Origin of the sequence: Paraoerskovia marina, from assembly GCF_900105445.1 — a bacterium.
GTDB classification, from domain to species: Bacteria; Actinomycetota; Actinomycetes; order Actinomycetales; family Cellulomonadaceae; genus Paraoerskovia; species Paraoerskovia marina.
Map to the genome: position 1 here is coordinate 753,314 of NZ_LT629776.1, position 21,290 is coordinate 774,603.

Below are 21,290 nucleotides of genomic sequence, written 5' to 3' on the forward strand. Positions count from 1 at the left end.
CTCCCGAGGGGGGGTCGGCGGCGTTCTGCTGTGCCGTGCGGGACGGCTACGGGCGCGGGACGTTGCGCAGGTTCGACCGTGCCATCGACACGGCCTCGCCCATGCCTCCGCCGAGCACCTCCTTGGTCAGCGCGGCGGCGAAGCCGCGGACCTGGCCGGCGCTGATCGTCGGGGGGATCGAGAGCGCCCGCGGGTCCGTGACGACGTCCACGAGCGACGGCCCGGGCGTCGCCAGCGCCTTCGAGAGCGCCGACTTCACGGCCTTGGGGTCCGTGACGCGCTGCGCCGGGATGCCCACGCCGTTCGCGATCGCGGCGTAGTCGATCTCCGGGGAGTCGGTGCCGAACGACGGCAGGCCGTCGACCAGCATCTCCAGACGCACCATGCCCAGCGTGGCGTTGTCGAACAGCACGACGGTGATCGGCAGGTCGTACGCCTTGATGGTGATGAGCTCGCCGAGCAGCATCGACAGTCCGCCGTCGCCGGCCATCGCGATGATGTCGCGCTCGTCGCCGGCAGCCCGTGCCGCGAAGGCCGCGCCGATCGCGTGCGGGACGGCGTTCGCCATCGAGCCGTGCTTGAACGAGCCGATCACTCGCCGCCGGCCGTTGGGCGTAAGGTAGCGCGCCGCCCACACGTTGCACATCCCCGTGTCGACGGTGAAGACGGCGTCGTCGCCAGCGAGCTGGTCGAGCTGGTCCGCGACGAACTCGGGGTGGATCGGCACCGCCTTCTCGACGTTCTTGGTGTACGCCCCCACGACGCCGGTCATCGCCTTGCGGTGCGCCTTCACCTTGCCGTCGAGGAACTTGCGCGAGCGGCTCTCCTGGACCTGCGGGAGCAGGAGCCGGAGGGTCTCCGCCACGTCCCCGACGACCGCGAGGTCGAGCCGGGTGCGGCGCCCGAGGTGGGCGGGGTCGGTGTCCACCTGGGCGGTGCGGACGTCGTCGGGCAAGAACTGGTCGTACGGGAAGTCCGTGCCGAGGAGCAGCAGGAGGTCGGCCCCCTCCATCGCGTCCTGGCAGGCCCCGTACCCGAGCAGGCCCGACATCCCGACGTCGTACGGGTTGTCGTACTGGATCCACTCCTTGCCGCGCAGCGAGTGCCCGACGGGAGCGGCGATCTTCTCCGCGAGCGCCAGCACCTCGTCGCGGGCCCCGCGCACGCCGGCTCCGGCGAAGATCGTGACCTTCTCCGCGGCGTCGATCGCCTCGGCGAGCTCGCGGACGGCGTCCGCGTTGGGGATGACGCGCGGCGGGGACGGGGGGAGTGCGACGTCGGAGACGGCTGCGTCCGCGTCGAGGTCGGCGACGTCGCCGGGAATCGTCAGGACGGAGACGCCGGGACCCGCGAACGCGTGGTGGATCGCGGAGTTGATGACCCGCGGGGCCTGCTTGGCGGACGAGATCATCTCCGAGTACACCGAGCACTCGACGAAGAGCCGGTCCGGGTGCGTCTCCTGGAAGAACTCGGTGCCGATCTGGGCGCTCGGGATGTGCGAGGCGATCGCGAGCACCGGGACGTTGTTGCGGTTCGCGTCGTAGAGGCCGTTGATCAGGTGCAGGTTGCCGGGCCCGCACGAGCCCGCGCAGACGGCGAGCCGGCCCGTGATCTCGGCCTCGGCCGCCGCGGCGAACGCGGCAGCCTCCTCGTGGCGGACGTGCACCCACTCGATGCCCGTGCCGTTGGCGTTGGAGCGGCGCACGGCGTCGACGACCGGGTTGAGGCTGTCGCCGACGATGCCGTAGATGTGCCTCACCCCGGCTTCCACGAGCTGCGCGACCAGCAGGTCGGCGACGGTGCGGTTGCGCTTGTCCTGGGGAGCGCGGCCGATTTTCAAGGGCATGGAACGACCTCCGAGAGAGTGGGGTACCTCCCACTGTGCTCCTCGTCGGGTCTCCACGCAGCCGGATCGGCTGTGACGTTGGAGTCAGGCCGTCCGGATCTGCTCCGTCGACCGGTCCTTGCGCAGGCTCCGCACCGAGATCAGGGTGACGATCACGGAGACCGCGCCACCGGCCATGACGACGTGGAACCCGGCGGCAGCGCCACCGACGTCGACCCGCGCACCCGTGAGCGAGGCCCCGATCGAGACCCCGATGCCGAGCGACGTACCCACCCAGGCCAGACCCTCGGTGAGCTGGGACGGGCGCACGAGGTTCTGCACGAGCGCATTGCCGTTGATCAGCGTCGGCGCGATCGCGAACCCGGCGACGAACATGATCGCGGCGAGCGCCGGCAGGGTGTGGGCGAACGAGAACAGCGACGTCCCGACCGCGAGCAGCACCACCCCGATGACGAACCGACGCCACAGCGGAGAGACCCAGTGCTTCGCGCCGTACGCGAGGCCGGACGTCAGCGAGCCGAGCGCGAAGATCGCCAGCACGATCCCCGCCATCCCGGGGACACCCTGCTCCTCCGCGAACGCGATCGTCGCGACGTCGACGCCCCCGAGCACGGTCCCCATCGCGATGAAGACCAGGACGAGCGGGACCATCCCGGACTGCCGCATGGCCGACGTCGTGCGCACGCCCTCGACGGGTGGCACGGGGGGTGGCTCGGTACTGCGCTGCGACAGGAACCACCAGCCGCCGGCGAACGCGGCGACCAGGGGGACGACGAGACCCGCCGGAGGAGCGACCGTCGTCGCGAGGATCGTCACGACCGCGGGCCCGACGACGAAGACGAACTCGTCGAGCGCGGACTCGAGGGAGTAGGCGGTGTGTAGCGTCTTCGGGTCGGTCAGGACGTAGGACCACCGGGCACGGACGAACGACCCGAACGACCCCGACGCGCCGCCCGCGACGGCGGCGGTCAGGTACAGCAGCGGCTCGGGGCCGCGCATGATCCCGGTGACGATCAGACCACCGAGCCCGAGCGCCGCCAGGAAGATCAGCGGGAGCATCACGCGGCGCTGGCCGTGCCGGTCGACGATCCGCGCGACCTGCGGCGAGACGAGGGCCTGGGCCAGGATCAGCGTCGCGGAGACGCGCCCCGCGAGGGCGTACGAGTCGTACAGCGACTCGACCATGAGGACGGTGCCGATGCCGAGCATCGACATCGGCAGGCGCGCGAGGACCGCGGCCGCGGAGAACTTGGCGGCACCCGGGGTGCGCAGGACGGCCGCGTACGGGTTGGTGCGGCGCGGAGGGAGGGACGGTGCGCCGGGGGTGTCGGGCGCGTCGGGCGGATTCTGGACCACCGTCCCAGTATCGCCGGAGTTCGTGACCCTGCCCTGCGAGCGCCGGCCGTGGTGCCGTGGAAGGAATCCGCGCCCCCGGGCGTTGGCCCGGCATGAGCACACTCGAGTACACCGTCGTCGACGCCCCCGAGTCCGGCCAGTACGAGGCACGCACCCCCGCCGGTGAGGTCGTCGGATACTCCGCTTACCGCCGCGACGGCGACACGATCGTCTTCCCACACACCGTCGTGCCGCCCGAGCACGGCGGCCAGGGGATCGCGTCGGCGCTCGCGAAGACGTCGCTCGACGACGCCCGCGCCGCCGGCCTGACGGTCGTCCCGGCTTGCTCGTTCTACGCCACGTACATCGACCGGCACCCGGAGTACGCCGACCTCGTGCGGTGACCTCGTGCGGTGACCTCGTGCGGTGACGTGGTGCGGTGAGGACTACGGCGTCGCGGTGACGTCCGACGTCGTCCCGTCCACCGTCGTCACGGCCCAGACGGTCTCGTCCCCACGCTCCTCCAGCACGACCGAGTCGACCGGCTCGCCGTCGGCGGACGCGACGATCTCCTCGGCCCGCTCGTCGAGCAGGGGAGCCGTGTCCAGCACTGTGCGGACGCGCCCGTTCACCTCGGCGACCTCGTCGCTGACCTCGACGTCCGCGGCCGTCGCGTCGTCGTCCGGAAGGCCCGTGAGTTGCCAGGTCTGACCCGCATGGCTGGACACGATCACGTCCCACGCGTCGCCGTTGCGCTGCGCGGAGATCGCGGCACCGCGTCCGACGGCGTCGACCGCGTCGACGGAGGCCTCGGCGAGCGTGCCGGCCTCGGAGGTCGTCTCACCGGCCGACGTCGCGCTCGTCCCGGCGTCCGGGCCGTCCGACGTCGAGCACCCGGCGAGAAGCACGCATCCTGCCGCGAGCGCGACGAGCGCACGTCGGCGGGTCGTGACGTGTCCGGCCCGCATGCTCAGCCGCCGAGCGCGGCGGAGACGACGTCCTTCGCCTCGGCCTGCACCTGCTCGAGGTGCTCGGCCGAGCGGAACGACTCGGCGTAGATCTTGTAGACGTTCTCCGTCCCCGACGGGCGTGCCGCGAACCACGAGCTCTCCGTGGTGACCTTGAGGCCGCCGATCGGTGCGTCGTTGCCCGGCGCCGACGTCAGCTTCGCGGTGATCTCCTCGCCTGCGAGCGACGTCGCCGAGACCTGCTCGGGCGAGAGCTTGGCGAGCGTGGCCTTCTCGTCCAGCGTGGCCGGTGCGTCGACGCGGGCGTACCAGGACTCTCCGTGCTCCGCGACGAGCTCCGCGTGGTGCTGGGACGGCGTCCTGCCGGTCGAGGCGAGGATCTCGGAGCCGAGCAGTGCCAGAAGGATGCCGTCCTTGTCAGTGGTCCACACGCGACCGTCCGAGCGCAGGAACGAGGCTCCCGCGGACTCCTCGCCACCGAACCCGACGGACCCGTCGAGCAGCCCGGGGACGAACCACTTGAAGCCGACCGGAACCTCGATGACGCGTCGCCCCAGCGAGGCGCCCACGCGGTCGATGAGCGAGGACGAGACGAGCGTCTTGCCGATCGCGGCGCCGTCGCCCCATCCCGGGCGGGCCCCGCCGTAGAGATAGTGGATCGCGACCGCGAGGAAGTGGTTCGGGTTCATCAGGCCGGCGTCGGGCGTGACGATGCCGTGGCGGTCCGCGTCCGCATCGTTGCCCGTCGCGATGTCGAACGGCGCCCCGCCCCCGTGCATCGGACCTGCCCCGCCTCCGCCGGTCGAGCCTGTCGAGACCATCTTGGAGACGAGCGACGCCATCGCCGACGGCGACGAGCAGTCCATCCGGATCTTGCCGTCCCAGTCGAGCGTCATGAACGACCAGCGCGGGTCGACCTCCGGGTTCACCACGGTCAGGTCGATGTCGTAGCGCTCCGCGATCTCGCCCCAGTACTCGACGGCTGCCCCGCCGAGCGGGTCTGCCCCGATCTGTACCCCGGAGGTGCGGATCACGTCCATGTCGATGACGTTCGACAGGTCGTCGACGTAGGACGTCAGGAAGTCGTGCTTGCGCGTCGTCTCGGCGGCGATCGCCTGCTCGAACGGCATGCGCCGGACCTGTCCGACGCCGCTGCGCAGGATCTCGTTGGCGCGGTCCGCGATCCAGCTGGTCGCCTCCGACCCCGCCGGCCCGCCGTGCGGGGGGTTGTACTTGAAGCCGCCGTCGCGGGGCGGGTTGTGGGACGGGGTGACCACGATCCCGTCGGCGAGCCCGGGGCCGTGGGTGCGCACGCCGTCCGACGTCGCGGCGCCGTTGTGCGTGAGGATCGCCAGCGAGACGGCCGGGGTGGGCGTCCACGAGTCGCGCGCGTCGACGTAGGTCTCCACCCCTGCCGCGCCGAGGACCTCGATGGCCGTCCGCCATGCCGGCTCGGACAGGGCATGCGTGTCGCGGCCGATGTAGAGCGGGCCGTCGGTCCCCTGCGAGCGGCGGTACTCCACGATCGCCTGGGTCGTCGCGATGATGTGCGCCTCGTTGAAGGCGTGGTCCAGGCTCGAACCCCGGTGGCCCGAGGTGCCGAAGACCACGCGCTGTGCAGGATCGTCGAGGTCGGGCACGAGGTCGTAGTAGGCACCGACGACGGCGTCGACGTCGATCAGGTCGGACGGCTGGGCGGGGGTACCGGCGCGGGGATCCATATGACTGATCCTGCCACCGAACGGGGCGACGCGGCAGGTCAGACCGACCGCCGGTTGAGCTTGTCGAAACCGGGGTCTCGACGAGCTCGACCGACGGGGTCTCGACGAGCTCGACCGCCGGTGCTGGTTGAGCTTGTCGAAACCGGGGTCTCGACGAGCTCGACCGACGGGGTCTCGACGAGCTCGACCGCCGGTGCTGGACGGGCTCGACCGCCGGTGCTGGAGTCAGCGTCGCCCGGATAGACTCGGGAGCATGGTCAAGCACTCCGCATCGAACTTCGTCCTCCGCCCCTTCGAGGGCCTGCCCGGCGAGACCGACTGGGTCGCGATGCGTGAGGTCGTGCCCGCCGCGACGGCGACGGCGCGGACGACGTCCGAGCACGGTGCCAAGGACATCCAGGTCTGCACAGTCCTGCCCGACGGCGTGACGGCGATCCACCGCACGGACGGCGTGATCCAGATCGCGCTGCAGACGCTGGCGGGTTCCGGCGACACGTCCCGGGACCTCGCGGCCACGATCCTTGCCGCGGCCGACACGGAGCCGGGGACCGCGCTGCCGAGCAGTGGTCTGCCGGGCGAGGGCCCGCGCCTGCAGGACATCCTCGACCTCTCGGTGCCGTTCGAGGTGACGATGCACGAGGACCTCGGTTTCTGGCTCGACCCCGAGGACGAGGTCACCGCTGAGACCCGCGAGGCGATCGCGGAGTCCGCCGAGGGACTGATCCCGACGGTGAAGCTGGCCTCGGTCGAGTCCGCGTACTGGTGCGAGATGAGCCGCGAGTTCCTGCGCTGGGCGTTCCCGTACGACGAGGAGACCCTGATTGACGCGATCGCCCGCCTGCAGGCGCGTCGCGACTCGGGCCTCGGCTCGGGCAAGTTCATCGGCGCGTTCCGCGCCTCGGGCCTGTCGGTCCCCGTCTGGGAGTTCCCGCGGGGGACGCAGGCGGCTGAGCTCGAGGAGCCTGCGGTCGCGTTCCGGGCGAAGCTGGACGAGGTCCTCGCGATCACGGAGCCGCTGGACGCCAACGAGCGCCGCGCCCGTGCCGGCATCGTCGCCCGACAGGTGACGCTGCGCTGACCCGTCCCGGGCCTTTCTCAGAACCTCCACGGACCATCCGCGTGGCATTCGTCGACGCTCTCTTGGCCTGACTAGGATGATTGGTGTGAACGCGCAAAGTTCGGACGGGCCCGTGCCCGGCAGCCCTGACGCCGCCGGGTACGCGACCTCGAGCGTGCCCGACCCCGTGGCGAAGTCCCCGCGACCGCCCGCGGGCCGGCACCGGCAGCGTGTCGCCGCGATCATCCCGGCGAAGGACGAGTCCCGCCGCATCGCGGAGACCGTCCGTGCAGCGCGCGCCATCCCGCACGTCGACCTCGTCCTCGTGGTCGACGACGGCAGCGACGACAACACGCAGGACGTCGCACGTGAGGCCGGGGCCGTCGTCGTCCGTCACTCCCACAACCGGGGCAAGGCCGCGGCGATGGAGACGGGCGCCGCCGTGGTGGGTATGCGCGACGTGGCCGACCGTGCCGCACGCCTGCTGCTCTTCATCGACGGTGACCTCAGCGGGTCGGCGGTCAACACCGCCCCGCTGATCGCCCCGGTCCTCGAGGGGGTCGCGGACATCGCGATCGCCCTGCTGCCTCCGCAGCCCGGTGCCGGCGGTCGGGGCATCGTCGTCGGCGCGGCTCGCCGTGGCATCCACCGGCTCACGGGGTGGACCCCCACCCAGCCGTTGTCGGGCATGCGCTGCATGACGCGCCAGGCCTTCGAGGCCGCGACACCGCTCGCGCGCGGCTGGGGCGTCGAGACCGGCATGACGATCGACCTGCTCCGCCAGGGCTACGTGGCCGTCGAGGTTCCGTGCGACCTGCGCCACCGCGCGTCGGGCACGGACCTCAAGGGGCAGATGCACCGCGCGGCGCAGTACCGCGACGTGCAGATGGCACTGGCAGCACGCCGGACGCGTGCCGCCGTCGGCGCCGTCACCGGCCGCGGCTGACCTCGCCGGGCTCGTCCGTCTCCGCCTGACCCGCGCGGGCCTCGTCCGCGGTGGCGCGGTTGCGCACCACGCGCAGCCAGTTCACGTAGACGGCCACGAGCAGCGGCACGGCGATCGCGATGCCCGTCGCCGGGATCACGACGCCGGAGTCGTTGACCGCGAACCCGATGCCGAGCGCGACCGTCAGGGAGATGAGGCCCGGCCGGAGCATCGGCGCGTCCTGGCCGAGCTGTGTCAGCGGGGTTCCGTTGGACAGCCACTTGTACGCCCCGCCGTCGGGCTGCGTCGCGGCGAGTCGCAGGGGCTTGCCCAGGACGAGCACCACGAGCAGGATCCCGGCGATCGCGACGAGCGTGAGGGCGTTGCCGAAGAGGATCTGCAGGTTCTGCTCGAGCTTGCGGGCGATGACGTCCCACAGGCCGCCGTCGATCACGGTCTGGACGAAGCGTCCGAGGTGGGTGCGGTCGTCCGGCGGGCGCAGCCAGTCGACGACGGCGAACGAGGACACGACGACGACGGCGGCGACGAGGATCCCGAGCACCCGCCGCCACGTGATCCGGACGCCACCGGCGAAGAGGGTGAGCAGCGCGAACGCCGGGACGAGCGCCGGGGGGCCGCCGAAGTCGGCACCGATGCTGGGGAGACCGTCGAGGACGACGGCGACCAGCCCGATCACGGCGACGCACAGCGCCGCGAGACCCCGGCGTCCGCGCAGCACCAACGGGTTGGCGACCGCGACCGCGAAGAGGATCGTCGACGTCGCGAAGAGTGCGAAGGCGGTGTTGTTGAACCCGTAGAACCGCCCGGCGACCATGGGCTGCACGCCCATCAGGGACGAGATCTGCAGACGTGCGCCGGTCGCGACGTCGAGCGCGATCACCGCGGCCGTGAGGGCGGCGACCGCGCCGAGCGGCCCGAGCAGCCACCGCTGCCAGACGGGCGCGATCACGATGACGGTGATGACGGCGACCCACGCGACGACGAGCCCGGTCAGCGCCCAGCCGGCGCCGGACACCCGCCACCACGGGGTCAGGTTGGCGAGATAGGTGGAGACCGGGAGCGCCGCGACGGCGACCGCGGCGGCCTGCATCGCGCGCAGCACGCCGCTGGGGTGGGCGCGCATCCGGCGGGCGAGGCGACCGACGAACGTGTCGTCGCCCGGCTGTGCGTCGCTGGCGGGTGTCTCGCCGACCCGGGACAGCACCCGGCGGCTGAGCCCGACGGTCACGCCGGCGTACAGGAGCAGGTTCACGACGACGAAGATCGCGTAGAACGGCCCGACGAGGGGCCGGATCGCGACGGCGTGCACACCCTGGTCGACCAGCTTGTCCATCCGCGCGGTGCCCGTGTCCGGGCCGTCGGTGGGGGTGACGGGGGAGCCGACCGCGACGCCGTCGGGCAGCGTCAGGTCGAGGAGCCCGCGCAGAGTCGGGAGCAGGTCCGTGGTCTGGGTGTACCCGACCTGGCGCGTCGACTGCGACGTCAGGAGGCTCTCGCCGTAGGAGCCGTCCGCGGCAGGGCCGGAGGCAGCGAGCACCTGCATGCGGGGGGAGCGGGAGGCGTCGGCGACGGAGGCGACGAGGATCGTGGGGTCGAGCCCGTCGGCGCGGGCATCGGCGGCGGCGTCGAGCGCGGCCCCGATCCGGGCGTCGAGCGCGGTGAGGTCGGCGGCGCGGTCGTCGAGGTCGGGCTCGTCCGGGCCCGCCTGCGGCTCGGGGTCGTCGTCCTCGTCGGCGGGGACGTCGTCCTCGCCCCGGGGGATCAGCGGAAAGCCGGGTTCACGGAACGAGCCCGCGTCGGCCACCACGAGGTCCGACGTCGCGAGCGCCTCTCCCACGGCCTCGCCGAACGCCTCGTCCGCGGGCGGGGCAACGACGTGCTCGCCGACCGGGACGCCGTCGTCGTCCATCAGGGCGACGGCGGCCCCCGGCCCGACGGAGGTCGCGGCCAGGCCCTTCGAGGCGACCGCCTCACCGAGGGTCCCCAGCTGCGGGGCGAAGTTCGAGTCGGCGGCGAGCGTCGAGTAGTCGTCCCACCCCGGCACCGGAGCGCCGTCGGCCGGCTCCTCGAGCGTGCGGCAGGACGAGACGTCGGGGTTCTCGGTGTCGCCCGCACGGTTGCCCGCGGAGATCGCGAGCCACCCCTCGGAGGGGCACGTGAAGCTGATGACGCTCCGGACGACCAGGTTCCCCACGGAGGCGTCCTGCCCGAGCGCCCAGAGGTGGGGCGTCGTCTCGGGCCCCACGTCCTCCCACTGCACACCCGTGGTGCCGAGGAGCAGGACCGGTCCGGGGACGCCGTCGTCCGACGTCGCGGCGTGGGCCGGGAGGGCGACGAGACCCAGGAGCGCCCCGAGGATCGCCAGGACCCCCACGCGCAGGCGGGTTGCTCGGGAGCTCGAAGTCGACGACACGCGCCCAGCCTACGGTTTGCCGCGCTCAGGCGGTGCGCACGACCAGCGAGGACGGCTGGACGCGTGCCTTCAGCTCGACGGCCTTGCCGATCAGGTCACCGTCGACCTGGGCCTGCTGCCCCTCCTCGACGCGCACGGTGACGGTCCGGGCGCGGGCGTGCTCGATCTTGCCGATCTTGGCGGGCAGGTCGTTCGAGACGCCGAACCCCTGCATCACCACCTCGCCGAAGAGCTGGGCCCACCCCGCGATCCCGCCGCGGGTGTCGATGGCGGTGACGTCGAGGATGCCGTCGTCGATCACCGCGTCGGGGATCAGGTTGATGCCGCCGGGAAGTCGGCCGCAGTTGCCGATCATGAGACTGCGAAGCCGGGCCTCGACGGGCTCGTGGTCGTCGATCGTGATCTGCGTCCGCATACGTCGCCCGTGCAGGTGGCGGACTCCGGAGAAGAAGTAGGCCATCCACCCCATCCGGGCCTTGAGCTGGTCGTCGGTGTCCGCGACCATCGCGGCGTCGAAGCCGAGGCCGCCGATCACGAGGAAGATGAACTCGGCGTCCGGGTCCTCCGGCTCCTCGCCCTCGGCCCACTCGGTGACCGTCATCCAGCCGACGTCGATCGTCCGGTCGACACCGGCGATCACGCGGCGCAGCGCGCGGATGTGGTCACCCACCGGGACGTCGAGGTTCCGGGCGAGCAGGTTGCCGGTGCCCGAGGGGACGAGCGCCATCGGCGTGCCCGTGTCGACGAGCGCCTCGGCGACCGCGCGGACCGTGCCGTCGCCGCCGACGGCGACGACCAGCTTGGCGCCCTTCTCGAGGGCCTCGCGGGTCTGGCCGATGCCCGGGTCGTCGGGCGTCGTCTCGATCCACAGCGGGTCGGGGAGCGCGGCCTCGCGACACATGGTCCGGGCGATCTCCTCGAAGTCGGCGACGTCCGGCTTCGACGGATTGGCGACGAAGGCGATCAGCTCGCCCTCCGCACCGGCCGTCGGCGGGAGCGCGGCGACCTCGGACAGCGCGCGTGCGGCGGTGCGTGACGTGTACCAGCTCGCGATCGAGAATCCGAGCGCGACCAGGGCGACGGCGAGCGCGGCGAGGGCGAACCAGTGTTCGGGCAGCATGGGGCCACCGTAGTGCCCGGGGCCGCGAAGTCCGCGGTGCCGCGCTCGCCGTCCAGGTGTGTTCGCTAGGCTGCGGGGGTGATCGACCTGAAGATGCTGCGGAGCGACCCCGAGACCATCCGATCGAGCCAGCGCGATCGCCGAGCCGACCCGTCCCTGGTGGACGCCGCCCTCGAGGCCGACACGCGCCGTCGTGCGGCACTGGCCCAGTTCGAGGAGCTGCGCGCCGAGCAGAAGGGCCTGGGCAAGCAGGTTGCGCGCGCCCAGGGGGACGAGAAGCAGGAGCTCCTCGCCCGCACCAAGCAGCTCGCCGCGGACGTCAAGGGCCGCCAGGCGGAGGCCACCGAGGCCGAGGCCGCGCTCACGACCGTGCTCCGGCAGATCCCGAACGTCGTCGAGGGAGCACCCGCCGGGCTCGAGGAGGACTACGTCGTCCTGCGCCACGAGGGCACGCCGCGCGACTTCGCCGCCGAGGGCGTCGAGGTCCGCGACCACCTCGCGATCGGCGAGGGGCTGGCGGCGATCGACACCGAGCGCGGGGCCAAGGTCTCCGGTGCGCGCTTCTACTTCCTCACGGGCATCGGCGCGCGCCTTGAACTCGCGCTGCTCAACGCCGCGATGGACCAGGCCGTCGCCGCCGGCTTCACCCCCATGATCACCCCGACGCTCGTGCGGCCCGAGGTCATGCAGGGGACCGGGTTCCTCGGGGAGCACTCGGACGAGATCTACCGGCTGGAGAAGGACGACCTCTACCTGGTCGGCACCAGCGAGGTCGCACTGGCCGGGTACCACGCCGACGAGATCATCGACCTCTCCGACGGGCCGCGACGGTACGCCGGGTGGTCGGCCTGCTACCGCCGCGAGGCAGGCTCGGCCGGCAAGGACACGCGAGGCATCATCCGCGTCCACCAGTTCCACAAGGTCGAGATGTACTCCTACGCGCGCATCGAGGACGCCGAGGCCGAGCACCAGCGCCTGCTCGCCTGGGAGGAGGAGATGCTGGCCAAGGTCGAGCTGCCGTACCGCGTGATCGACACGGCGGCCGGCGACCTCGGCACGAGCGCCGCGCGCAAGTTCGACTGCGAGGCGTGGCTGCCGTCGCAGCAGCGCTACCTCGAGCTGACGTCGACCTCCAACACCACCCAGTTCCAGGCCCGCCGCCTGAACGTGCGCGAGCGGGGCGAGAGCGGCGACACGCGTCCGGTCGCGACGCTCAACGGGACCCTGGGCACCACCCGCTGGATCGTCGCGATCCTCGAGAACCACCAGCAGGCCGACGGCTCCGTGCGCGTCCCGGAGGGGCTGCGGCCCTACCTCGGCGGGCTCGAGGTGCTCGAACCGGTCGCACGGTGACGTCCGCCCCGGCGACCCCCGCCCGCCCGATGCTCGTCGCCCTCGACATCGACGGCACACTCCTGACGTACGACGAGCACCTGGCCGACGAGACGCGCGACGCCGTCGCCGCGGTCCGGGACGCCGGGCACCACGTGGTGCTGTCCACCGGGCGGTCGCTGGTGGCGGTGCTCGACGTCGCGGCGGCCCTCGGGCTGACCGGGTACGCCGTCTGCTCGAACGGGTCCGTCACCGTGCGCCTCGACCCGGACCTGCCGGGCGGGTGGGAGCTGGACGACGTCGTCACGTTCGACCCGGGCCCCGCGCTGCGCCTGATCGCGGAGCAGCTGCCCGACGCGCTCTACGCCGTCGAGGAGATCGGCGCGGGCTTCCGGCTGAACAAGCCCTTCCCCGGGCACGAGCTCGGCGGGGACCAGACCGTCGTCCCCTTCGAGGAGCTGTGGTCGCAGGAGGTGACCCGCGTCGTCGTGCGCTCGGTGGACCACACGAGCGAGGAGTTCCACGAGCTGGCGTCGCACCTCGGCCTGGGGGACGTCACGTACGCGATCGGCTGGTCGGCGTGGATGGACCTGGCCCCGCAGGGTGTGTCCAAGGCGAGCGCGTTGGAGCGCCTGCGCCGGATCCTGCACGTGCAGCCGGACCGGACGGTCGCCGTCGGGGACGGGCACAACGACATCGAGATGCTCGACTGGGCCGCGCGCGGCGTTGCGATGGGCCATGCCGACGAGTCGGTCAGGGCTGCGGCCGACGAGGTCACCGGCACGGTCGAGGAGCTCGGGGCCGCACGCGTGCTCCGCAGCCTCGTCTGACGGTCCCGTTCCGCCGTCTCGCCCGACGGTCCCGTTCCGCAGTCCGGCGGACGACGAGCCGCGGCCGGCCCCGTCGATCCGCCGCGATCGGGCAGCCGCGGTCGGTCAGCCGCGGTCGGTCAGCACGAGCGGCCCGTTCTCCGTGATGGCGATCGTGTGCTCGGAGTGCGCCCCGCGGGAGCCGTCCGCCGACCGGAGGGTCCAGCCGTCCGGGTCGGTGTAGATCTCGTCGGTCGTCTCGAGGAACCATGGCTCGATCGCGATGACGAGGCCCGGGCGGAGCGGGAAGCCGCGGCCCTTGCGACCGTTGTTGGGCACGTGCGGGTCGCCGTGCATCGTGCGACCCACACCGTGCCCGCCGAAGTCGGTGTTGATCCGGTAGCCGGCGCCGTGACCGACCTCGGCGATCGCCGCGGAGATGTCGCCGATCTTGCCTCCGGGCTGGGCGGCGGCGATGCCGGCCGCCAGGGCCTCCTCGGACGTCGTGATCAGACGCTCGTCCTTGGCGCCGCGCTCGCCCTTCGCGCCACCGACGACGAACGACAGCGCCGAGTCGGACACCCAGCCCTCCACGCCGACCGCGAAGTCGATGGTCAGAAGGTCGCCGTCCTGCAGCGCGTAGTCGTGGGGGAGCCCGTGCAGCACCGCGTCGTTGACCGACGTGCAGATGACCTTGCCGAACGGGCTCGCGCCGAAGGACGGGTGGTAGTCGATGTAGCAGGACTCGGCGCCGCGCTCCCGGATGCGCTGGTGGGCGAGTGCGTCGATCTCGAGCAGGTTGGTGCCGACGCGCGTCGTCTCCCGGATCTCGGTCAGGACCTGCGCGACGAACGCTCCCGCCGGGCGCATCTCTTCGATCTCACGGGGGGTGCGGAGCTCGATCATCGGGGTCCTTCCGGTGGCGGTACGGGTGCGCGAGCACGTGGTTTCGTGGGCCGCGGGCGTCCAGTGGGCGCGACGCGGTCGCACCACCACCCTAGTCGGAGCACAATCAGGCGTCGTGACGGGCATCGAAGAGGTTGCACAGGCCGCGGGCGTATCGACGGCGACGGTCTCGCGCGCGCTGAGGGGTCTGCCGAACGTCTCGACGGCCACGCGCGAGCGGGTGATGCGGGAGGCCGAGCGGCTCGGGTACGTCGCCTCGCCGTCGGCCTCGTCGCTGGCGAGCGGGCGCACACGGACCGTCGGGCTGCTGACCCCGTGGGTGAACCGCTGGTTCTTCGCCAACGTCATCGACGGCGTCGAGCGCACGCTGCGGTCCCTGGGCTACGACGTCCTGCTCTACACGTTCGACGTCGCGGGCGGGGCCCCGAGGCGCCGCGTCGACCCGGCGGTGCTGCGCCGGCGCGTGGACGGGATCCTCGTGGTCGGGCTTCCCCTCGACGACGACGAGGTCGCCTCGCTCGCGGCGCTCGACCACCCGCTCGTCTTCGTCGGATCGGGGCCCGCGGGGCACGTCACGGTGCGCCTGGACGACGACGAGACGGGGGCGCTCGCCACCCAGCACCTGATCGACCTCGGCCACCGCGTCGTCGGGCACATCACCGGCGTGCCCGACCGTGTCTCCTCCTGGTCCCCGCCCATCGGCCGGGAGGCGGGGTACCGCATGGCGCTCGCGGACGCCGGGCTGGAGGTCGACGACTCGCTCGTGGTCAACGGGGACTTCGACGTCGAGGGCGGTCGTTCGTCCGTGAAGGAGCTGGTGCGGAGGCGGCCCGACGTCACGGCGATCGTCGCGTCGTCGGACGAGATGGCGATGGGCGCCGTGCTCGGTGCCCGCGACCAGGGCTGGGACGTGCCGGGAGACCTGTCGATCGTCGGGATCGACGGGCACGAGCTCGGCGAGCTCGTCGGGCTGACGACCATCGCGCAGGACCCCTACCAGCAGGGCGCGGACGCCTCGCTCCTGCTGCTGGACATGCTCGGGGGACAGCGCGCACCGGAGGTCGTCACGTACCCGACAGAGCTCGTCGCCCGGACGTCGGCAGGGCCGCCCCGTCCCGGTGAAGGTCCTGCGTAACTCAATCGTTAGCGAAGAACACGTCGAAAGCGGTTGCACGTCGCTCGTGCAAACGCTTACATACGTAGTGTGAACGTGTGACGGAGGTTGCACCGAGCATCTGAGGGTTCGCCTGAGATGCCGCCACGACGATGTGGAGGGAACTTCGATGACCAGAACGACGACGGCCCGCGGGAAGCGCGGCCTGACTGTGCTCGCGGCAGGCGGGGCAGGGCTCGCGCTCGTGCTCGCCGGGTGTTCGAGCAGCGACGACAGCAGTGACGACACCGCCGACGTGATGGCCGACGTCGACTGTGCCGACTACGAGGTCTACGGCGACCTCGAGGGCACCACGGTGTCCGTCTACTCGAGCATCGTCGACCTCGAGGCCGAGCAGCAGGAGCAGTCCTACGACCCGTTCGAGGAGTGCACCGGCGCGACCGTCGAGTACGAGGGCTCCAAGGAGTTCGAGGCTCAGCTGCCGGTCCGGATCCAGTCCGGCAGCGCGCCGGACATCGCCTTCGTCCCGCAGCCCGGCTTCCTCCGGACGCTCGTCGCGGACTACCCCGACGCGCTCACGCCCGTCGGTGACCAGGCCTCGCAGAACGTCGACGAGTTCTACTCCGAGTCGTGGCGCGACTACGGCACGGTCGACGGGGAGCTGTACGGCACCCCGCTCGGCGCCAACGTGAAGTCGTTCGTCTGGTATTCGCCCTCGATGTTCGCCGACGCCGGGTACGAGGTGCCCGAGACCTGGGAGGACATGATCGCGCTGTCCGACCAGATCGTCGAGGACACCGCCGACGACCCGGACACCAAGCCCTGGTGCGCGGGCATCGGCTCGGGCGACGCGACCGGCTGGCCGGCCACCGACTGGCTCGAGGACGTCATGCTCCGCACGGCCGGGCCCGACGTCTACGACCAGTGGGTCAGCCACGAGATCCCGTTCAACGACCCGCAGGTCCAGGACGCTCTCGCCCAGGTCGGCACCGTCCTCAAGAACGAGGAGTACGTCAACGGCGGTCTCGGCGACGTGACCTCGATCGCGACGACCGAGTTCACCGAGGCCGGTTACCCGATCATCGACCAGCTCTGCTACATGCACCGCCAGGCGTCGTTCTACCAGGCCAACTGGTCCACGCTCGACCCTGACCTGCAGGTGGCCGAGGACGGCGACATCTGGGCCTTCTACCTCCCGGCGCCGTCCGACGCCGAGAAGAAGCCGCTGCTCGGCGGCGGCGAGTTCGTCGTCTCCTTCGACGACCGCCCCGAGGTCCAGGCCTTCCAGGCGTACCTCGCGAGCCCCGAGTGGTCCAACAACAAGGCCACGGCGACCCCCCAGGGCTGGATCAGCGCCAACAACGGGCTGGACACCAGCCTGCTGCAGTCGCCGATCGACCAGCTCTCGGTCGAGCTGCTCACCGACGAGGAGTACGAGTTCCGCTTCGACGGCTCGGACATGATGCCCGGCCAGGTCGGCGCAGGGTCGTTCTGGACGGAGATGACGGAGTGGATCGCGAGCGACAAGTCCGACGAGGACGTGCTCGACGCGATCGAGGCCTCCTGGCCGTCCTCCTGACCTGATCCGCCTGAACCCGGTCGGGGCCCGGCGTCGTACGACGCCGGGCCCCGACCCGCACAAGGGAGTGCTCCATGGACTGGCTGCTGGAAGCCGACGGGGTCGGACAGAAGCTCGGCGTCATGCTCGTCGCGATCCTGCTGTTCGTCGTCGTGATGGGTCTGATCCTCTTCTTCGTCGACCGCCCCAAGAACACGCCGCGATGGGTGGTCGTCACCGCCTTCACGGGCCCGGCGGTGCTGCTGATCGCCTTCGGTCTGCTGTACCCCGGGATCAAGACCATCCGTGACTCGTTCTACAACCGCACGAGCGACGTCTTCGTCGGCTTTGACAACTACGTCACCGCGTTCACGCAGGACGAGTTCCAGATCGTGCTGCGCAACACCGCGATCTGGGTGATCCTCGTGCCGATCGCCGCGACGCTGCTGGGGCTGATCTACGCCGTCGTCGTGGACCGCTCGCGGTTCGAGAAGTTCGCCAAGACCCTGATCTTCATGCCCATGGCGATCTCGATGGTCGGTGCCTCGATCATCTGGAAGTTCATGTACGAGTACAAGCCAGCCTCGCGTCCGCAGATCGGCCTCCTGAACCAGACGCTCGTGTGGCTCGGCCTCGAGCCGCAGAAGTTCCTGCTCGACGCGCCGATGAACACGTTCTGGCTGATCGTCGTGATGATCTGGATCCAGGCCGGGTTCGCGATGACGATCCTGGCGGCCGCGATCCGCGCCATCCCGGACGACGTCGTGGAGGCGGCCCGGCTGGACGGCGTCAACGGCCTCGAGCTCTTCCGCCACATCACCGTGCCGAGCATCCGCCCCGCGCTCGTCGTCGTCCTCACGACCATCGCGATCGGCACGCTGAAGGTCTTCGACATCGTGCGCACCATGACGGGCGGGCGGTTCGAGACATCGGTGATCGCCAACGAGTTCTACACCCAGGCGCTCCGGCAGGGTGACACCGGCCTCGGCAGTGCGCTCGCCGTGATCCTCTTTGTCCTCGTCGTCCCGATCATCATCTACAACGTGCGTCAGCTGCGGAAGACGGAGGAGATCCGATGAGCCAGGCAGTCCCCACGACGCCCGACATCGACGCCCCCGAGGGGAGTCGCGGCGACGACACCAAGGCCCCCCGTCGCACCCGCTCCGACAAGGCCGCCCGGCGGCTGACCTCCAAGCCGGCGTCGATCATCGCGATCTGTCTCGCCGTCCTCTGGACCATCCCGACCTTCGGCCTGTTCGTCACCTCGTTCCGGCCGCCGACGGAGATCCGGTCCAGCGGCTGGTGGACGTCGTTCTTCAGCACGGACTACACGCTCGACAACTACTCCGACGCCCTGTTCAGCGGTTCGACGTCGTTCGCCAGCTACTTCATCAACTCGATCGTGATCACGCTGCCCGCCGTCGTCATGCCGATCACGATCGCGCTGCTCGCGGCCTACGCGTTCGCGTGGATCGACTTCAAGGGCCGCACCTTCCTGTTCGTCGCGGTCTTCGCGCTCCAGGTGGTGCCCATCCAGGTCACCCTCGTGCCGCTGCTGACGCAGTACGTCGACTGGGGGATCGCCGGGTCGTTCTGGCCCATCTGGCTCTCGCACACGATCTTCGCGCTGCCGCTCGCGATCTTCCTGCTCCACAACTTCATGAAGGACATCCCGCGCGAGCTCGTCGAGGCGGCCCGCGTCGACGGCGCCGGGCACGTCAAGATCTTCTTCGTCGTGCTCATGCCGCTCCTGGTCCCGGCGATCGCGGCGTTCGGCATCTTCCAGTTCCTGTGGGTGTGGAACGACCTGCTCGTGGCACTGACGTTCGGGTCGGCCAAGGACGTGGCACCGATGACGGTTCGGCTCGCCGAGCTCTCCGGTTCTCGAGGCGCCAGCTGGCACCTGCTGCCCGCTGGCGCGTTCATCTCGATGATCGTCCCGGTGGCCGTGTTCCTCGGCCTTCAGCGGTACTTCGTCCGCGGCCTGCTCGCCGGCTCGGTCAAGGGCTGACGCGGTGCGGGGCGGGTCGCCGCCCCGCACCCGAGCCGTCTCGTCCCCGGTGGGTCGAGGGCCTAGGCTCGCCTGATGCAGTTTCGACCCGGACGGGCGCTCGACTCCGTCCCCGCGCCCGCCATCTTCGTCACCTCCGGGCTGACGCAGTACGCCGGCGCGGCCATCGCCGTCGGCCTCTTCGCCGTCCTCGGGGCCCCCGAGGTGGCCTGGCTGCGGATCGTGGTGGCGGCGGTCGTCCTCACTCTGTGGCGGCGACCGTGGCGCCGCGAGTGGACGGCCCGTGACCTCGGGTGGGCGTCGGTGTTCGGCATCGCGCTCGCCGCGATGAACGTCGCGTTCTACATCGGGATCCAGTATCTGCCGCTCGGCACCGGGGTCGCCATCGAGTTCCTCGGACCGGTGGCGGTCGCCGCGATCACGGGCCGTGGGTGGCGCGACCGGGTCGCGATCCTGCTCGCAGGGGCCGGCGTCGTGCTCCTGGCGGGTGTCACGCTGGAGGCGGTACCGCGCGACGACGCGGTCATCGGTCTGACGGCGCTGCTCACCGCCGCGGCCTGCTGGGCGGGGTACATCCTCCTCGGCCGGAAGGTCGCCGTGCGTGGAGAGGGCGTCACGTCCCTCGCCGTCGCGATGACGGCCGGCGCGCTGGTCTTCGCCCCGTTCCTCGCGCCGGGCTCCGCACCCGTGCTCCACGACGCCGGACTGTTCGCCGCCGTCGTCGGCGTCGGGGTGCTGTCCTCGGTGATCCCGTACGCCCTGGACCAGGTGGTGCTCCGGCGCGTCAGCACGGCCACCTTCTCGATCCTGCTGGCGCTGCTCCCGGCGTCCGCGACCGTCGTCGGCGCGATCGGTCTCGGCCAGATCCCGACCTGGCCCGAGCTGCTCGGACTTCTGCTGGTCTCGAGCGCCATCGCCCTGACCGGTCGGCAGGGTCGGGGACGACGAGCCGTGGCCGCCACGCCCGAGCCGCCCGCCTGACGATCGCGGCGCCGGGGCGCTACGGCGTGAGGAGGATCTTCCCGAGCACGCCGCCCGCTGCCAGTCTCTCGTGAGCCTGTCGAGCCTCGGAGAACGGGTAGATCGTGTCGACGACCGGTCGGACCCGCCCGTCCGTGATCAGCGGGAGGACGTGCCTCCTGACCCCGTCGACGATGGTCGCCTTCTCGCCCGCGGGCCGCGATCGCAGGGTCGTTCCCGTGACACTTGCGCGTTTTGTCAGGAGTACGCCCAGATCGAGCTCCGCCCGCCGCCCCTTCTGCATGCCGATGACGACGAGGTGCCCGTTCGTGGCGAGGGCACGGACGTTCTCGGCCAGGTAGGCGGCGCCGACGACGTCGAGCACGACGTCGACGCCTCGGCCGCCCGTCACCTCCAGCACGACGTCGACGAAGCTCTCGGAGCGGTGGTCGACGACGACGTCGGCCCCCAGTGCCCGGACCTGCTCGCAGCGCTCCGGGCCCCCGGCCGTCGAGATCACGAAGGCGTTGAGAGCATGCGCGATCTGCACCGCCATGGACCCGACGCCGCCCGAGCCTCCGTGGATCAGGACCGTCATCCCTGCGGTAAGCCCGGCGACGTCGACGAGGTTGCTCCACGCGGTGCACGCCGCCTCGGGGACGGCCGCCGCGTCGCGGAGTTCCAGACCCCCGGGCACGTGGATCACCTGAGCCGCGGGCGCGTTCACCAGCTCGGCGTATGCGCCACCGTCGACCAGTGCGCAGACGCGGTCACCGACGGCCACGTCCGTGACACCAGATCCCACATCGTGGACGATTCCCGAAAGTTCCAGCCCGAGTAGGTCCGACGCCCCGGGCGGCGGTGGGTAGAGGCCGGCCCGCTGCAGCAAATCGGCAGGATTGACACCGGAAGCGACCGTTCTGATCTGCACCTCACCTGCAGAAGGGGGGTTCTCAACCGTCTCGATGAGCGATAGGTTCTCAGGGCCGCCCGGCGCGGTAGTTGTCACAGCTCGCACGTTTTGACCCTACGCCGACCACGTGCGTGTGTCGTGTCAGCGTTCTGAGCGGATTAGGTGAACGCGCAAATACCACCGATAGTTGGTTCGCACGCCGGAGTATCCACCGGCACGACGGGCCATGGGTCACCCTCAGAGCCCTGGAACGGCCACTGACGAGAGAGGTTCGTATGCTC

At 71.2% G+C, this 21,290-nt stretch carries 18 protein-coding genes; 10 read left to right on the forward strand and 8 right to left on the reverse strand.

What is annotated here, in order from left to right; genetic code table 11:
* Positions 1-46: 46 nt before the first annotated feature.
* Positions 47-1,846 carry a pyruvate dehydrogenase gene (locus BLU20_RS03370; protein WP_083371598.1) on the reverse strand — a complete coding sequence of 600 codons (1,800 nt, stop codon included), beginning with the start codon at positions 1,844-1,846 and terminating at the stop codon, positions 47-49.
* Positions 1,847-1,930: 84 nt separating this feature from the next.
* The gene (locus BLU20_RS03375) at positions 1,931-3,202 is read right to left on the reverse strand and encodes an MFS transporter (protein WP_083371599.1); all 1,272 of its coding nucleotides are present in this window, start codon (positions 3,200-3,202) and stop codon (positions 1,931-1,933) included.
* 92 nt (positions 3,203-3,294) lie between these two features.
* On the opposite strand from BLU20_RS03375, the gene BLU20_RS03380 reads away from it, so the two are divergent.
* A complete protein-coding gene (locus BLU20_RS03380; protein ID WP_029254075.1) occupies positions 3,295-3,585 on the forward strand; it encodes a GNAT family N-acetyltransferase in 291 nt (96 codons plus the stop codon).
* 42 nt (positions 3,586-3,627) lie between these two features.
* Here the strand turns inward: BLU20_RS03380 and BLU20_RS03385 are convergent, their stop codons facing one another.
* Both BLU20_RS03385 and pgm read right to left on the reverse strand, forming a co-directional pair.
* A complete protein-coding gene (locus BLU20_RS03385; protein WP_083371600.1) occupies positions 3,628-4,149 on the reverse strand; it encodes a hypothetical protein in 522 nt (173 codons plus the stop codon).
* 2 nt (positions 4,150-4,151) lie between these two features.
* Positions 4,152-5,870: a phosphoglucomutase (alpha-D-glucose-1,6-bisphosphate-dependent) gene (gene pgm / locus BLU20_RS03390; RefSeq protein ID WP_083371601.1), complete on the reverse strand. Its 1,719-nt coding sequence runs from the start codon at positions 5,868-5,870 to the stop codon at positions 4,152-4,154.
* 253 nt (positions 5,871-6,123) lie between these two features.
* On the opposite strand from pgm, the gene BLU20_RS03395 reads away from it, so the two are divergent.
* Together BLU20_RS03395 and BLU20_RS03400 are read left to right on the forward strand one after the other, a co-directional pair.
* Positions 6,124-6,948 carry a DUF5926 family protein gene (locus tag BLU20_RS03395; RefSeq protein WP_083371602.1) on the forward strand — a complete coding sequence of 275 codons (825 nt, stop codon included), beginning with the start codon at positions 6,124-6,126 and terminating at the stop codon, positions 6,946-6,948.
* Positions 6,949-7,102: 154 nt separating this feature from the next.
* Complete coding sequence (locus BLU20_RS03400; protein WP_052367265.1) at positions 7,103-7,873, forward strand: glycosyltransferase family 2 protein; 771 nt, start codon at positions 7,103-7,105, stop codon at positions 7,871-7,873.
* On the opposite strand, the gene BLU20_RS03405 is transcribed toward BLU20_RS03400, so the two are convergent.
* Together BLU20_RS03405 and BLU20_RS03410 are read right to left on the reverse strand one after the other, a co-directional pair.
* Positions 7,857-10,286 carry a hypothetical protein gene (locus tag BLU20_RS03405; RefSeq protein ID WP_157270287.1) on the reverse strand — a complete coding sequence of 810 codons (2,430 nt, stop codon included), beginning with the start codon at positions 10,284-10,286 and terminating at the stop codon, positions 7,857-7,859. The genes BLU20_RS03400 and BLU20_RS03405 overlap by 17 nt on opposite strands.
* 25 nt (positions 10,287-10,311) lie before the next feature.
* Positions 10,312-11,406, reverse strand: coding sequence for a diacylglycerol/lipid kinase family protein (locus tag BLU20_RS03410; protein ID WP_083371604.1), 1,095 nt, complete (start codon positions 11,404-11,406; stop codon positions 10,312-10,314).
* Positions 11,407-11,484: 78 nt separating this feature from the next.
* On the opposite strand from BLU20_RS03410, the gene serS reads away from it, so the two are divergent.
* Both serS and BLU20_RS03420 read left to right on the forward strand, forming a co-directional pair.
* The gene (gene serS, locus BLU20_RS03415; protein WP_083371605.1) at positions 11,485-12,759 is read left to right on the forward strand and encodes a serine--tRNA ligase; all 1,275 of its coding nucleotides are present in this window, start codon (positions 11,485-11,487) and stop codon (positions 12,757-12,759) included.
* On the forward strand, positions 12,756-13,568 hold the full coding sequence (locus tag BLU20_RS03420) for an HAD family hydrolase (protein ID WP_331713070.1): 813 nt from the start codon (positions 12,756-12,758) through the stop codon (positions 13,566-13,568). The genes serS and BLU20_RS03420 overlap by 4 nt, the downstream gene beginning before the upstream one ends.
* 105 nt (positions 13,569-13,673) lie before the next feature.
* Here the strand turns inward: BLU20_RS03420 and map are convergent, their stop codons facing one another.
* On the reverse strand, positions 13,674-14,453 hold the full coding sequence (gene map / locus BLU20_RS03425; RefSeq protein ID WP_083371606.1) for a type I methionyl aminopeptidase: 780 nt from the start codon (positions 14,451-14,453) through the stop codon (positions 13,674-13,676).
* 115 nt (positions 14,454-14,568) lie between these two features.
* Here map and BLU20_RS03430 point away from each other — a divergent pair, with 115 nt between their 5' ends.
* The 5 genes from BLU20_RS03430 to BLU20_RS03450 all read left to right on the forward strand — a co-directional run bounded on the left by BLU20_RS03430 (position 14,569) and on the right by BLU20_RS03450 (position 20,117).
* Positions 14,569-15,588, forward strand: coding sequence for a LacI family DNA-binding transcriptional regulator (locus BLU20_RS03430; RefSeq protein ID WP_029254065.1), 1,020 nt, complete (start codon positions 14,569-14,571; stop codon positions 15,586-15,588).
* A 148-nt stretch (positions 15,589-15,736) separates the two neighbouring features.
* Positions 15,737-17,146, forward strand: coding sequence for an ABC transporter substrate-binding protein (locus BLU20_RS03435; RefSeq protein WP_083371607.1), 1,410 nt, complete (start codon positions 15,737-15,739; stop codon positions 17,144-17,146).
* 74 nt (positions 17,147-17,220) lie between these two features.
* Positions 17,221-18,204 carry a carbohydrate ABC transporter permease gene (locus BLU20_RS03440; protein WP_029254063.1) on the forward strand — a complete coding sequence of 328 codons (984 nt, stop codon included), beginning with the start codon at positions 17,221-17,223 and terminating at the stop codon, positions 18,202-18,204.
* On the forward strand, positions 18,201-19,136 hold the full coding sequence (locus BLU20_RS03445) for a carbohydrate ABC transporter permease (protein ID WP_029254062.1): 936 nt from the start codon (positions 18,201-18,203) through the stop codon (positions 19,134-19,136). The genes BLU20_RS03440 and BLU20_RS03445 overlap by 4 nt, the downstream gene beginning before the upstream one ends.
* 75 nt (positions 19,137-19,211) lie before the next feature.
* Positions 19,212-20,117: an EamA family transporter gene (locus BLU20_RS03450; RefSeq protein WP_052367253.1), complete on the forward strand. Its 906-nt coding sequence runs from the start codon at positions 19,212-19,214 to the stop codon at positions 20,115-20,117.
* A 19-nt stretch (positions 20,118-20,136) separates the two neighbouring features.
* On the opposite strand, the gene BLU20_RS03455 is transcribed toward BLU20_RS03450, so the two are convergent.
* The gene (locus BLU20_RS03455) at positions 20,137-21,114 is read right to left on the reverse strand and encodes an NAD(P)H-quinone oxidoreductase (RefSeq protein ID WP_083371608.1); all 978 of its coding nucleotides are present in this window, start codon (positions 21,112-21,114) and stop codon (positions 20,137-20,139) included.
* Positions 21,115-21,290 lie beyond the last annotated feature (176 nt).

What these genes read in the sequence shown, in the direction of transcription:
- BLU20_RS03370 (WP_083371598.1), bottom strand. Translation starts at nt 1,846, where the DNA reads ATGCCCTTGAAAATCGGCCGCGCTCCCCAGGACAAGCGCAACCGCACC.
- pgm (WP_083371601.1), bottom strand. Translation starts at nt 5,870, where the DNA reads ATGGATCCCCGCGCCGGTACCCCCGCCCAGCCGTCCGACCTGATCGAC.
- BLU20_RS03450 (WP_052367253.1), top strand. Translation starts at nt 19,212, where the DNA reads ATGCAGTTTCGACCCGGACGGGCGCTCGACTCCGTCCCCGCGCCCGCC.
- BLU20_RS03440 (WP_029254063.1), top strand. Translation starts at nt 17,221, where the DNA reads ATGGACTGGCTGCTGGAAGCCGACGGGGTCGGACAGAAGCTCGGCGTC.
- BLU20_RS03410 (WP_083371604.1), bottom strand. Translation starts at nt 11,406, where the DNA reads ATGCTGCCCGAACACTGGTTCGCCCTCGCCGCGCTCGCCGTCGCCCTG.
- BLU20_RS03385 (WP_083371600.1), bottom strand. Translation starts at nt 4,149, where the DNA reads ATGCGGGCCGGACACGTCACGACCCGCCGACGTGCGCTCGTCGCGCTC.
- BLU20_RS03395 (WP_083371602.1), top strand. Translation starts at nt 6,124, where the DNA reads ATGGTCAAGCACTCCGCATCGAACTTCGTCCTCCGCCCCTTCGAGGGC.
- map (WP_083371606.1), bottom strand. Translation starts at nt 14,453, where the DNA reads ATGATCGAGCTCCGCACCCCCCGTGAGATCGAAGAGATGCGCCCGGCG.
- BLU20_RS03435 (WP_083371607.1), top strand. Translation starts at nt 15,737, where the DNA reads ATGACCAGAACGACGACGGCCCGCGGGAAGCGCGGCCTGACTGTGCTC.
- BLU20_RS03380 (WP_029254075.1), top strand. Translation starts at nt 3,295, where the DNA reads ATGAGCACACTCGAGTACACCGTCGTCGACGCCCCCGAGTCCGGCCAG.
- BLU20_RS03445 (WP_029254062.1), top strand. Translation starts at nt 18,201, where the DNA reads ATGAGCCAGGCAGTCCCCACGACGCCCGACATCGACGCCCCCGAGGGG.